The organism is Zhongshania aliphaticivorans, assembly GCF_001586255.1.
GTDB lineage: Bacteria > Pseudomonadota > Gammaproteobacteria > Pseudomonadales > Spongiibacteraceae > Spongiibacter > Spongiibacter aliphaticivorans.
Map to the genome: position 1 here is coordinate 3228582 of NZ_CP014544.1, position 13513 is coordinate 3242094.

The following is a 13513-nucleotide window of genomic DNA, read 5'->3' on the forward strand; positions in this document are numbered from 1 at the left end:
GCTTCTTACACATTCCAAAGGTTTAAAGATCAAAAAAGGATCGCGCCTGCTCTACATCGTTGGAAATTTGTGCCTGCAGGGCGTCTAGTCCGTCAAACTTCGCTTCTTCACGCAATTTTTTGCGAAATACCACGCGAATTTTTCGGCCGTAAATATTCTGGTTAAAGTCCAGTAAATGGACCTCTAAAATAGCTTTTGATAAATCGCCAATCGTGGGTCGCACGCCAACATTGGCAACGCCGGGGCACATACCCTCTGCTGCGCCATAAACTTCAACGGCAAACACCCCGGAGAGGGGTGAACGCAGTCGGTGCAACTCCACATTCGCAGTTGGTGTGCCAATAGTGCGCCCTAGCTGCTGACCAACGATCACTCGCCCAGATATGCTGTAGCGCCGCCCCAGCAAACGCTCCGCAAGCGCAAAGTCTGCGTCGGCCAAGACTTCGCGAATACGCGTGCTGCTCACCCGCTCCCCAGCAAACTGCAAAGTAGAGGTATCGACTACTTCAAAGCCATTAACATTGCCGAATTTACGCAATAAGCCAAAATCACCGCTGCGATTGCGGCCAAAACGCAAGTCGTCGCCAACCACAATGTATTTCACACCCAAACCCGCAACAAACAAGGTGTGAATAAATTCGCTGGCGGTAAGATCCCGAAAGTCTGGGGTAAAACGAATCCGCAAAACGCGATCAATACCCAGCTCCCGCAGGGCATCAAATTTCTCGCGAAAACTCATTAAGCGGGCTGGCGCATCATTCGGTGAAAAGAACTCTCTCGGCAGAGGCTCAAACAAAACCACGGTCGACGGCAGCCCCATTTCTTTACCCTTGGCAATTAACTGGCGTAACACCGCCTGATGACCTAAATGGACACCATCAAAAGCACCAATCGTGGCTACGCAGCCGCGATGTTCGGGGCGAAAATGCTTAAATCCGCGGATTAACTCCATGCCTACCATCGTTGTAGTTTACAAAGCGGCTGATTATAACTCAGGAAGGGGCTCGACTAAACGCCAGTGTTGCGCTAATCGCGCTGCAGCACTCCTAGCCATGAGGCACTGAGCCACGCAGATCTTTAAGACGCAAGCCACAGGTGACCATTACCGCAATATAAGCGCCACTGCCCGCTACACATAATCCCCCCAAATGGAGGGCTCGCTGCATCGCGCTCCACTGCTGCCAACCATCAAACCATAGCAAGCCATACCAAAGACAGGCCGCCATTGCTGTCACGGCCAAGCCCAACTGCATACAATAGCGCCCCCAGCCAGGCAGCATTGTATAGCCCGCTTTTTGGCGAAGACCGCGAAACAATAAGGCGGCATTAAGCCAGGCAGATGCCGCCGTGGCCAAGGCCAAACCTGCGTGACCAACCTGCCAGTAATGGTGAAGCGGAATAACCAGTGCAAGGTTCATTACCATATTCGCCACCATGGCGATAATACCGATCCGCACTGGGGTCTTGGTGTCTTGGCGCGCATAAAAGCCTGGGGCCAAGACTTTAATCAACATAAACGGAATTAAACCCAAGGTATACGCCCGCAAGCTCAATGCCGACATGGTCACGTCTCGAAGCTGCATTTCGCCGTATTGAAACAAGGTAACCAATATTGGCTCAGCCAGCAGCAGCAGCGCCGCCGTGGCGGGCACCGCCATCAACAGCACGCTGCGCAAACCCCAATCTAAGGTCGCGCCAAACGCCAACTCGTTGCCACCCGCCTTTAGCCGCGACAAATTGGGCAAGACCACCGTGGCAATGGCAATGGCAAACACCCCCAGAGGCAACTCAACCAAGCGGTCGGAATAATACAGCCAGGAAATACTGCCTGTGGGTAAAAACGAGGCCAGAACGGTGTCGAGCAGCAAATTGATTTGGCTGATCGACACGCCAAATAGCGCGGGAATCATCAGGGTAATAATCTTTTGCACGCCAGGGTCTTCCCATGCCCAGCGCGGCCGCGGCAACATTTGTATGCGCTGCAAAAATGGCATTTGAAAAACCATTTGCACCGCCCCCGCCATTAACACACCCCAGGCTAGCGCCATCGCCGGTTCCGCAAAGTATTGCGAGAAATGCACGGCAGCCACAATCATGCAGACATTTAGCAGCACCGGGGTGAACGCCGGCACGGCATAGCGGCCAAAGGTGTTGAGAATGCCACCCGCAAAGCCGGTCATGGAAATCAAGAAAAGATAAGGAAAGGTGATACGGATCATGTCTGAGGTGAGCTGAAATTTAGCGGGGTCTGCCCTAAAACCCGGCGCAAACACCGTAGCCACTATCGGCGACGCCAACACCGCCACTGAGGTCACCAATAGCAAAACACCGCCCAAGGCGCCAGCAACGCGATCAACTAATAGCTTGATCGACTCCTTGCTGCCATTCTCACGGTACTCAGATAGCACCGGCACAAAGGCCTGTGAAAACGCGCCTTCGGCAAACAGACGCCGCAGAAAATTGGGGATTTTAAAGGCGACAAAAAAACAGTCAGCGTTGCTACTCGCGCCTAAAAAATTGGCAATTACTACATCGCGAATCAAGCCTAAGACTCTCGACAGCAAGGTCATCACACTGACCAACAAGCTCGAGCGCAGCAAACCGCGCTGTTTGGCAGGGCCTTTCACCCCAGCGGCACCACTCATGCCAGCCACCGTTGGCGCAATGTATCGCGATGTATGCGCAGCCACTGCAGGGCAATTAAGCTATGAGCATTGTCGATCTGACCGGCATCTAACATGGCCATGGCATCGGCAAAGGAAATCACTTTGGCGTGGATATCCTCGCCCTCCTCAGCCAAACCGTAAAAGCCACCGGCGGCGCTTAAATCTGCGCGGCCGCAAAACAGATAAAAATACTCGTCACTGCCCCCCGGCGAGGAATAGTATTCAGCAATAGATTCCATGTCGGTGATATCTAAACCGGCTTCTTCTAAAGCTTCGCGACGGGCTACGTCTTCGGGGTTCTCGTCAGGCTTATCGATAATGCCCGCCACCAACTCTGAAATCCAAGGACTGGCCGAGCGGTTCATTGCCCCAACCCGAAACTGTTCAACCTGCAAAATGCAATCCAGCGCGGGATCATAGGGTAGTACGCCCACCGCCGGGCCACGCACAAATAGCTCTCGGCTCAACCAGCGCCCCCAGCCGCCTTTATACAGACGGTGACGCAAACGGTATGCCCGCACTTGAAAAAAACCGCGCCAAGCAGCGCGGTCTTCATCTATTTCTACATCACTGCGCTTGAAATCAGCCATTCGCTATTTGCACCACCTCAGAAACGCCGCTCGGTATACCAGTTAACATCGCGGGCATTTTTATCGACTTGATCGACCACGTCTAAAATCAGCGCAAACAGCGCCATGCGCACTAAGACACCGTTATCCGCCTGCCGGAATATCGCCAAATTCGGATTGTCATTGAGGTCGTTGTCGAGCTCATTGGCCTCTGAGCGAGAGTCCCGGGGCAGCGGATGCATTATGACCGTATTGGGTTCGCAATTGCGGGTGTAAATTGCCTGATTCAGGCGGTAGCGGCCACGATACAAATCGGCCTCAGCGCGATCGGCAAAGCGCTCTTCCTGAATTCGAGTGGAATAGGCAATATCAACTTTAGAGATACTGCCCTCCATGACATCGGACTCAAGCACGGTATGACCAGCACTACGCAGCTGCTCAACAATGGCGCCCGGCATTTGTAACTCTGTGGGCGAAATTAACACTACGGTGACATTGCGGTATAAACACAGCAATTTACACAGGGAGTGCACGGTGCGGCCGTATTTTAAATCACCGATCATGGCAATACGCAGGCCATCGAGATCACTGCGACCCTGATGCTGTAGTTCTTTGCGGATGGTATAGAGGTCTAATAGCGCCTGGCTGGGGTGCTCGTTAGCGCCGTCACCACCGTTCATTACCGGCACTCGACTCGCAGCGGCAAACTCCGCCACCGAACCGGAAACCGGATGGCGCATAACGATAACATCGCTATAGCCACTAAGAACCCGCGCTGTATCGTACAGTGATTCACCCTTAGCAATCGCCGACGTCTCAAAGCCGGTAGTTTCCCGTACTTCGCCGCCCAGTAAATTAAAGGCGCAACCAAAACTCACGCGAGTTCGCGTAGAAGGCTCAAAAAACATATTGCCGAGAATGGCACCGTCGAGCACCTTGGTCACCCGCTGGCGATGAGCATAGGGCTCCATGCGGTCGGCAACTTCAAACACCCGCTCGATATCGCCGCGGTCGAACTGACTAATAGAGAGGATATGGCTACCTGAAAATTTCAAAGGGTCTCTCCGCGTTAATTACATTGTTACCATTTGTTCGGCACTGCTACTGCCTTCATCAAACTGCAAACTCGCCCAGCGCGAATAGAGCGGCGAGCTTTGTAAAAGTTCGGCATGATTACCGGCATCCACTAACTTACCGTGATCCAGCACGGCAATAATATCCACGTCGACCACGGTCGCTAGGCGATGGGCTATCACAATGGTAGTGCGCCCTTTCATGAGCAATTCCAGGGCCTGCTGAACCTGATACTCGCTCTCGGCGTCGAGCGCGCTGGTGGCCTCATCGAGAAGCAGCAAGGTTGGGTCAGCCAGAATCGCCCGCGCAATGGCAACCCGCTGACGTTGACCGCCAGACAGACGAATACCGCCCTCGCCCACAAAGCTGTCGTAGCCGTCGCTCAAGCGCTCAATAAACTCGTGAGCATAGGCTTTGCGGGCAGCCGCTTCAATCTCGGCCATTGTCGCGCCGGGCTTACCGTAGCGAATATTGTCGGCCACACTGCCGGTAAACAAAACCGGCTGCTGGGGTACGATGGCAATTTGCGAGCGCAAATCATCTAGGCTCAGGTCGCGTATATCAATGCCGTCAAAACGAATTGCGCCGCCCTGTACATCGTAAAACCGCAATATTAAATCAACCAAGGTCGACTTACCTGCACCCGAACTCCCCACCAGTGCTAAGCTGCTGCCCGGTTTGATATCGAGGCAAAGTTTATCAATCGCCTGCTGCTCTGGTCGCGAGGGATAACTAAAGCAAACCTGATCAAATTCCAAATGCCCTTTGGGCTTTGCTGGCAATGGTACCGGCGCGGTTGACGAAGGCACTAAATTCTCGGCCGCGAGTAACTCCAATAAGCGCTCGGTAGCACCGGCAGCGCGCTGCAAATCGCCATAGACCTCAGAGATAGCACCTACTGATGCGGCAACCATCACCGCGTAAAAGATAAATGCCGTCAACTCACCGCCGCTAATTTTTCCGGCCAAGACATCCAACCCACCGACCCATAACATGGCGGTCACCGCGCCCAGCACGAGGGTTATGACAATGGTGGTTAACCACGCACGCTGATTAATACGACTAATCGCTACCCGAAATGCCGACTCAACATGGCCATCAAAGGCATTGCGATCCAGTTCTTGATGGTTAAAGGCCTGCACCATTTTAATATTTTTAACCGATTCACCGACAAAGGTACCGACACCAGCGATCTTATCTTGGCTGGTTCGCGACAAGCTGCGGACCCGGCGACCAAACACAATAATCGGCACCACAACCAAGGGCACGCTGAGCATCACCAGCGCCGTTAATTTCGGATTGGTGATAAAGAGCAATATCACCCCGCCGATAAACATCAGCAAATTGCGCAGCGCAATCGATACTGAAGAACCAATGACAGTTTGCAATAAGGTGGTGTCGGTGGTGATACGGGATTGAATTTCACCGCTGAGATTGGTTTCAAAATAGCCAGGATGCAGATGCACCACATGAGCAAATACCGCCTTGCGCAAATCGGCACTAACGCGTTCACCTATCCACGACACCAAATAAAAGCGAGTAAAGGTGCCCACCGCCAGCAACAGGATCATCGCGGTAAAGAGCAACAAGGCTTGATTCAAAGCGGCTTCAGTCGCGTTGCTAGAGAAGCCCTGATCAACCAGCATCCGCAGCCCCTGCCCGATGGAAAGGGTAATGGCCGCAGTACACACAAGGGCTATACTGGCGCCAATCATTTGCCAGTAATAAGGCCGCAAAAACTGCATCATGGCCTTTAGTACGCCGACGTTTGTGCTTTTTGCTCGCTCTGGACCGCTATCTGACATTACCTTCCCCTGTTTATCGGCGGGCATTATCGCCTGTATCAAGCCTGCGGGAAAGCGGCGTTTTTCAGCGTTTTTTTAGGCCTGCGAAGTAACAAGAGCATCTTTGGCGCTACGCGTCATTTTTTTGATTGCCGCCTCACGCTGAGATGCCTCAGAGCGATTTTGTGCGGTCTCACGGTAGACGATTGCCTGGGCGGGATCACCGCGAAAAAACCGTGCACCTCGCCCACCCTCGCCACAATGTTCTCGAAATCGACGTTCCGGGTCGGTGCTAATACCGGTATACAGTTTGCCGCTGCGGCTGCGCACCATATACACCCACCACGGGGAGCTCACAAACCTTCCTGCTCCAGGGCATCGGCATATTCGCTTAATTCATTGAGTATCATGGCGTCTGTAGAAGAATTGCGCTCCAGCGCCAATTCACCTAAGCGCTGGCGAAACTCAGCGAAACCCAGCTGACCCGGCTCGGGCTGACGCAGGCGTCGGCGGCAAAACTCCAGCCACTGCTGGCGCTCAGCCCCAGTCAAGGTCGCAGGGTAATTACGCGCGCGGTAACGCCAGAGTAATTCAGGCAGACGCTGATCCCGAAAGGGAAAAGACTGCCCCGCCAAGGACTCTGGGTCACTGCTGCGCACCGAATCCATCAAATGACGATCTTCGCCACTGAAAAAACCGCCGCCATAGAGCATCACATCGGGATCACTGCTTTCGGCGAACTTGCGGCCACCAAATAGTTTTTGCAGCTTGGCCGTAAGATCACCGCTTTTACGAATGCGCTGCCAATTGCGCCGACACTGGGCCATGTCGAGCTGTAAACGCTCGCATACGGCGTCATCCAGCAATTTCGCTGTCGCGACAATAGGAGCGCGATTGATATGAATTTCTTTGAGGGGGATACGCTCTGCGCCCTCGGGCAAATCGGCGGTGGCACTGAATACCCGCGCCGAAATTTCTTCTACCGACAAATCAATTAAGGGCTGAGGATCAACACTGAGATCATACACAATCACACTGTTTTTGTTGTCGGGGTGCAGGGCCAGCGGCATCATCAATGCCGAGCAAAACTTCGACGCAGGCAGGCGACCGGAGACATGCAGTACCGGCACTTGCGTGACTGTATCCAGCATCGCTGCCACAGTGCGTTTGTCCCGCAAGCTCAGTGCGTAATCAAATAATTTAGGCTGTCGGGCTTTAAGTAATTTTGCCAGATCAATGGTAGCGTAGACATCGGATAAGGCGTCGTGCGCCGACTCGTGGCTTAAGCCATTGGCTGCTGACAGCTCCTCAAGGCGGAAGCTTGGGGTGCCATCTTCCCGCACCGGCCATTCAATACCCTCTGGCCGCAGGGCCCGACACAAGCGCGCGACATCGATAAGATCCCAGCGAGAATTGCCGTTTTGCCACTCTCGGGCATAGGGGTCAAAAAAGTTGCGGTATAAAGTATAGCGAGTGACTTCATCGTCGAAACGAATACTGTTATAGCCAACACCACAGGTACCCGGCTGGGACAGCTCGGCGTGAACAATAGCAATAAATTCTGCCTCAGACACACCGTCTTGCAGGGCTTGCTGGGGCGTAATACCGGTAATTAAACAGGCTTCGGGATGGGGAAGATAATCTGGACTGGGCCGACTGAACACCATTAGGGGCTCATCGATAATATTCAAATCTGCGTCGGTGCGCACCCCGGCAAACTGCACCGGCCGATCACGAGCGGGATTAGCGCCCCAGGTTTCGTAATCGTGCCAGTAGAAGGTTTGATTTGCCAAGGTGTGCTCCTATACGCGAAAAGCGCTTACTCGTCGGACGTCGGATGTCTGGCGTCGGACGTCCAAGCAGGCATCTCTCGCTCTGCGTCAGGCGCCCGACCCCCGACCTCAGACTACTTCTATCGCCTGCTCTTCAATCTTCGCCTTCCAAATCTGTGGCCCGATCTTGTGCACCGATTCACCGCGAACATCCACCGCCACGGTAACGGGCATGTCTTCAATAGTGAATTCGTAGATCGCTTCCATACCCAATTCGGGGAAGCCGACAACTTCGGATTTTTTGATCGCTTGGGCAACCAAATACGCCGCGCCGCCAACGGCCATTAGATAGGTAGCACCAAATTCCTTGATGGCATCGATGGCCACATCGCCGCGCTCGGATTTACCGATCATGCCCATTAAGCCGGTTTCGGCGAGCATGGTGCGGGTGAATTTATCCATACGGGTAGCGGTGGTTGGGCCTGCGGGGCCAACAACTTCGTCGCGCACTGGGTCAACGGGGCCAACGTAATAGATAAAGCGACCTTTCAGGTCTACGGGAAGCTCTTCACCCTTGGCCAGCATATCGACCATTTTCTTGTGGGCAGCATCGCGACCAGTCAGCATTTTACCGCTCAGCAAAATGGTGTCGCCTGGCTTCCAAGCGGCCATTTCTTCCTGGGTAACGGTGTCTAAATTAACACGCTTGGCATCGCCTGCTTCGCGGGTTACTTCTGGCCACTCATCCAACGACGGGGGTGTCAGTGCCGCTGGGCCACTGCCATCTAGCGTGAAGTGGGCGTGGCGAGTCGCCGCGCAGTTAGGAATCATAGCAACGGCTTTATTGGCGGCGTGAGTCGGGAAGTCTTTTACCTTCACATCCAGAACCGTGGTTAAACCACCCAGGCCCTGAGCGCCAATACCGAGCTTATTCACTTTATCGAATAGCTCTAAACGCAGTTCTTCAGCGCGGTTGCTGGCACCGCGCTTCTGCAGATCGTGAATATCAATTGGGTCGAGCAGCGCTTCTTTGGCGATAATCATCGCTTTTTCAGCAGTGCCGCCAATACCAATGCCCAGCATGCCCGGCGGGCACCAGCCCGCACCCATGGTAGGTACCATTTTTAACACCCAATCGACGACTGAGTCAGACGGATTGAGCATGGCAAATTTGGATTTTGCTTCAGAGCCGCCGCCTTTGGCCGCAACATGCACGTCTACAGTGTTGCCGGGCACGATCTGGTAGTGGATAACTGCCGGGGTATTGTCTTTGGTATTGCTGCGAGCGCCATCGGGGTCATCCAGAATAGAGGCGCGCAACACATTATCTGGCAGATTATAGGCGCGGCGAACACCTTCGTTGACCATATCGCTGACACCCATGGTGCCTTCCCACTGCACATCCATGCCCACGGTCAAGAACACAGTAACAATACCGGTATCTTGGCAAATCGGGCGCTTGCCCTCGGCGCACATCCGCGAGTTGATCAGAATTTGCGCCATGGCGTCTTTGGCGGCGGGGTTTTCTTCACGCTGATAGGCTTCATCCATAGCGCGGATAAAATCGACGGGGTGGTAGTATGAAATGTATTGCAGCGCGTCGGCCACACTCTGAATGAGATCGTCTTGACGAATTACGGTCATCGGAGGACTCCTGAAATGATGGCGACAGCGGCCGGAATGGCGGCAGAGTATACACTAGCTAAAGGGCCGTGGTGTAGTACACCATGACCCTTATCACCCAGCGCCCTGCTCCCGCTATTTGCTTATCTCGGGGACGGACTGCCCGAGTGGTATTGCGACATTGTCTGACGCATAGACTCGATATCGCGATTCACCTGCTTGCGGAAGGCATTGATTGAATCCAGCCAATCGTCATTTTGACTAACCCGGCGCTCAAGATCTTTAACACGCGCATCCAATGCGCCACCAGAGGCGACTTGTTTACCCATATCTAATAACTGCTTGCGATTTACTTCAGCTTGGGCAATAACTCGATCTAGCTTGCTCGCCATTGAGGTAAGCGATTCACGTTCAGCATTGTAAGACTTTACAATTTTGGCAACTTGCTCGTCGCTGGTCCGCAATTTCGCTTCAAGCGCGGCTATACGCTTTTCAGCTTTTTCTAAATTGGCTTTTTGGGTAGTCAAACTAGCGTCATGCTGAGCGAGTTCCTCTTTCTGCTTTTTCCAAACATTGTCCCACAGCTTGCGCACCTCCGAATCCATTTCTTGGAGTCTTACCTGAGTTGAAGCGCTGGTCTCACTAATACTTTCATCGGCAACCGACAAGCGCTGCTCCAAGAGATCGATCCGCCCCTGCCCAGACTGCAATTGCTTTTGCGCACTGCTCAGCTGCTCATATAAATAATACGATGCGCCAGCCAGCGCCAATATCAGCACCGCTAACATAAACGTCACGAAGCCACTGCCGCCACCACTATTCGGCGGTGGCGGCGGCGGCGCAGATGGAGTCTTGCGCTGCGGCGGGGCCTGGACAATATCGTCCTCGTCAATCGAGAGTGAAATTTTTGGTTCCTGTCTTTCCGTGCTCACGCTTAATAACTCACTCTAATTAGGGGCAGAAAAAAACCCATTATGACACTGACCTAACGGGGCTTAAAGCACCACATTCGGCATTTGAGCAGCAATTACTACCCAAGTTCCGCGGCTTTGCTATACTTCAACGGTTTTACGCTAACACAGCGCGGCAGATGGTTGTACATTGACTCGACGCTGCAGTGCACACAAAAAAAATTAGACAACGACAAAACGCGAACGAGGATTCTTTAATGGACGCATTTATCTCCCCAGACTTACTACTACGCTGGCTGCACGTTTTATTTGGTATTACCTGGATTGGCTTGCTGTATTATTTTAATTTTGTGCAAACAGAATACTTTAAAGAAGCTGAACCCGCTGCCAAGGCCGATGCGGTTAAAAAGCTCGCACCGCGCGCGCTATGGTGGTTCCGCTGGGGCGCCATGTTCACCTTCATCACCGGCTTAGGCTTACTGCACTTCACCATGGCTCGCGGTTTAAACGGCTACATCATTATTGGCGCCCTTATGGGCACCCTGATGTTCCTCAACGTGTGGTTGATTATTTGGCCAAATCAAAAAATTGTGTGTGGCATCGTACCTGGTGACGCGGCCAAAGCAGCGCCAAAAGCTGGCCTCGCCTCGCGGACTAACACCCTGTTCTCGGCCCCTATGCTAATCGGCATGATGGGCTCCTTCCACGGCGCTGGCGCCGCAAGTGCCACCGCCATAAGCAAAGCAGGCACGTCTATTAGCTTGGGCCTATGGATTTGCATCGGCTTAATTGCGCTGATTCAGCTCAACGCCATATTTGGTAAAACCGGCCCAATGACTACCGTAAAAGGCGTGGTGCATTGCAGTATCGCCCTTGCCGTGGCCATGGTTTCACTGCTGCAGTTTGTTTAAATAGCAGCAGAACGATTAAAAAAGGGGAGCCAGTGGCTCCCCTTTTTTAATACTCGAAAACTAAAATTGACCGGTTCTCAACAGTACCAAAGTACAGGCCTCTTCCGTGGCGATCCCCGCCGCACTAAAGACCTCAGCCATCTCATCTGACTCCGTACCAGGATTAAATATCACTCTGCGCGGCGCTAATTCGACAAGTTGAGCAAGATCCTTTACTAAGAGCTCAGGCCGAACGTACAGACTGACGGTATCTACTTTTTCCTTCAGCTGCGCAACATCTGCTACACAAGAGATCCCAGCCACATCGCGGTGGTAAGGGTTTACTGGTAAAACCCGGTGACCATACTCCGCAAGCAACTTTACCGCTTTATAAGAATAACGCTCTGGCTTTGGGCTCGCGCCCAATACCACCACAGTTTCAAGCGCGGTCTCGCCTGTCTTTGACAAGGTCATAAACATTACCCCAAACGTAAAAAACCGGGCGACCAGCGCCCGGTTGGAGCTAAACCTAATGTTTTACTTCGCGTTCTGGCCTATCCAGCGACGCAAGGTAGATGCTAACTCTTGCGCGTTATAGGCTTCAGCATCATCGGGCATAGGATTTTTACCCATTTTAATTTCCAATGAAGCCTGGTAGTTAGTACGCGTAGTTGAAGTCGACACACCACCGCTAATACGTGACGGCGTCTGCGTGACAACAGTATCGCAACTTACTAGGCCGCAGCGCTGATATACCGCCGTATGACCACCAAAGTCATTAATGGCTGAAACTCCGCCAGTCGTGCGGGTCTTGCCTTCGGTGTCACGATTGACCAAACGGAACCAATTATAGCCATTCTGCAGGGTCAGCTCTGCCGCCCGCAACATTGCATAATCATTCACAGTCTCTTTATCAGTCCGGCTATTACCGGTAAACGTTACCCGGTAACGGTCAGCGCCAAGCTCGGTTTCGGTGTATCCATAAGCCCCGCGCTCTTCTGCCGGCTTATATACGGTGCCACTACTGCTACAGGCCACTACCGCTGTCGATAACAATGCAACTAATACTAAATGTAAACGCATATTATTCCCCTCTTGATTTACCACTAACCGCCAACACCGAAATATTAGCGGTAACGTTTAACTTGTGTACGTAATAATACCTAATTGAGATTAACTGAAACTGAACAGAATTATTTTTATGTGCATGAGCGAGTCCGCCACGGTGAATTCCAATATACCGAAAGACACCAAATTAAGCGATTTCGTCAGCAGTGGAGCTCAGCTAGAAAACACCACACGAGAATAGCATCAACACGCTTGCGCCACCGTCATTACCGCAAGATGTTGCTGCCCCGGCGCCAATTGCAGCTCATCGGCAAAAGCCATGCCCCGCTCTACACAGACATACTCTGAAAAATGCGGCCCAACATCCGCCATGTCTTTAGCGAGGGCCTCACCGGGATTCCACACCACCACGGTGTCACAACCCCGGCCATTAATCACAATATTTCGCTGAGTATCATTTATGCACTGCCGACCGCTGAGCCCCTCATAAACCCGATCAATCTCGCCCGCAAAATGCAGTGCTTCGTCCTGTTTAAAACGGGCTAGTTGCTGGCAGTTATCGAGGTATTCGGCACCCTCGACACCATTTAGTCCAAGTGCAGACAAGCCCGATACCGCGAAATAGCTGTGCATTGCAAAACTGAGGGGCATAGTGTCGTCACTGTTATTGCGCACGGACAAACTCAGGGTTAAGTCATTAGCTAATAAAATAGTAAGTTGAGCAGAAAAAAAACAAGGAAAAATGCGCAAATCAGCCTCGCTAGGCTGGAACAGAAAACTAATTTCCAGATCCCCGTCAGCGGACTCAGCAATATTATCTAAGGCCCAGGATTGATTCCGCGCAAAACCGTGCTTAGGCAACTCAGGTTCACGACGATTGACACCAAACCACGGCAAACACAGCGGAATTCCACCGCGAATCGCTTTGCCCGGCTCAAAAGATTCAAGCGGGCTCAGCCACAATAGGTCATCTTCGCCGACTGGGCAAAAAGACAAAACCTGAGCACCCTGTAGGGCAATCAATGCCCGACATTTTGCGGTAGTGCATTCCAGTATGGGCAAATCCCCAACACCCGCAAATAGCGAGCTGGCGGAAAGCAAATTAACCTTAGCACTGACTAATTCGAGAGCGTCTAAAACCATGATTTATCCTAGC

At 52.6% G+C, this 13513-nt stretch carries 13 protein-coding genes; 1 reads left to right on the top strand and 12 read right to left on the bottom strand.

Translation table 11 applies throughout. The features are described from left to right. Positions 1-22: 22 nt before the first annotated feature. The 9 genes from ribF to AZF00_RS14300 all read right to left on the bottom strand — a co-directional run bounded on the left by ribF (position 23) and on the right by AZF00_RS14300 (position 10420). Complete coding sequence (ribF, locus tag AZF00_RS14260) at positions 23-952, bottom strand: bifunctional riboflavin kinase/FAD synthetase (RefSeq protein ID WP_008251482.1); 930 nt, start codon at positions 950-952, stop codon at positions 23-25. Positions 953-1046: 94 nt separating this feature from the next. Then, on the bottom strand, positions 1047-2645 hold the full coding sequence (gene murJ / locus AZF00_RS14265; RefSeq protein WP_008251483.1) for a murein biosynthesis integral membrane protein MurJ: 1599 nt from the start codon (positions 2643-2645) through the stop codon (positions 1047-1049). Then, positions 2642-3256, bottom strand: coding sequence for an NUDIX domain-containing protein (locus AZF00_RS14270; RefSeq protein ID WP_008251484.1), 615 nt, complete (start codon positions 3254-3256; stop codon positions 2642-2644). Before AZF00_RS14270 ends, murJ begins: the two co-directional genes overlap by 4 nt. A 17-nt stretch (positions 3257-3273) precedes the next feature. Next, on the bottom strand, positions 3274-4290 hold the full coding sequence (locus AZF00_RS14275) for an aspartate carbamoyltransferase (protein ID WP_008251485.1): 1017 nt from the start codon (positions 4288-4290) through the stop codon (positions 3274-3276). Between the two features lie 18 nt (positions 4291-4308). Continuing rightward, complete coding sequence (locus AZF00_RS14280; RefSeq protein WP_008251486.1) at positions 4309-6114, bottom strand: ABC transporter transmembrane domain-containing protein; 1806 nt, start codon at positions 6112-6114, stop codon at positions 4309-4311. Positions 6115-6189: 75 nt separating this feature from the next. Then, positions 6190-6450: a GIY-YIG nuclease family protein gene (locus AZF00_RS14285; RefSeq protein ID WP_231856161.1), complete on the bottom strand. Its 261-nt coding sequence runs from the start codon at positions 6448-6450 to the stop codon at positions 6190-6192. Continuing rightward, on the bottom strand, positions 6447-7886 hold the full coding sequence (sbcB, locus tag AZF00_RS14290) for an exodeoxyribonuclease I (protein ID WP_008251488.1): 1440 nt from the start codon (positions 7884-7886) through the stop codon (positions 6447-6449). The genes AZF00_RS14285 and sbcB overlap by 4 nt, the downstream gene beginning before the upstream one ends. A 108-nt stretch (positions 7887-7994) precedes the next feature. Continuing rightward, a complete protein-coding gene (locus AZF00_RS14295; protein WP_008251489.1) occupies positions 7995-9509 on the bottom strand; it encodes a fumarate hydratase in 1515 nt (504 codons plus the stop codon). A 122-nt stretch (positions 9510-9631) separates the two neighbouring features. Then, positions 9632-10420: a hypothetical protein gene (locus AZF00_RS14300; protein ID WP_008251490.1), complete on the bottom strand. Its 789-nt coding sequence runs from the start codon at positions 10418-10420 to the stop codon at positions 9632-9634. Positions 10421-10656: 236 nt separating this feature from the next. Here AZF00_RS14300 and AZF00_RS14305 point away from each other — a divergent pair, with 236 nt between their 5' ends. Next, entirely contained in the window at positions 10657-11310 is a 654-nt protein-coding gene (locus tag AZF00_RS14305) for a urate hydroxylase PuuD (RefSeq protein WP_008251491.1), read from the top strand. A 60-nt stretch (positions 11311-11370) separates the two neighbouring features. On the opposite strand, the gene AZF00_RS14310 is transcribed toward AZF00_RS14305, so the two are convergent. From AZF00_RS14310 to AZF00_RS14320, 3 genes are all read right to left on the bottom strand, one after another. Then, a complete protein-coding gene (locus AZF00_RS14310; protein WP_008251492.1) occupies positions 11371-11763 on the bottom strand; it encodes a CoA-binding protein in 393 nt (130 codons plus the stop codon). 63 nt (positions 11764-11826) lie between these two features. Continuing rightward, positions 11827-12372, bottom strand: a complete 546-nt coding sequence (locus tag AZF00_RS14315) for a CC0125/CC1285 family lipoprotein (protein ID WP_008251493.1) — start codon at positions 12370-12372, stop codon at positions 11827-11829. 228 nt (positions 12373-12600) lie between these two features. Next, positions 12601-13500, bottom strand: a complete 900-nt coding sequence (locus AZF00_RS14320) for a D-hexose-6-phosphate mutarotase (RefSeq protein ID WP_008251494.1) — start codon at positions 13498-13500, stop codon at positions 12601-12603. Positions 13501-13513: the final 13 nt, after the last annotated feature.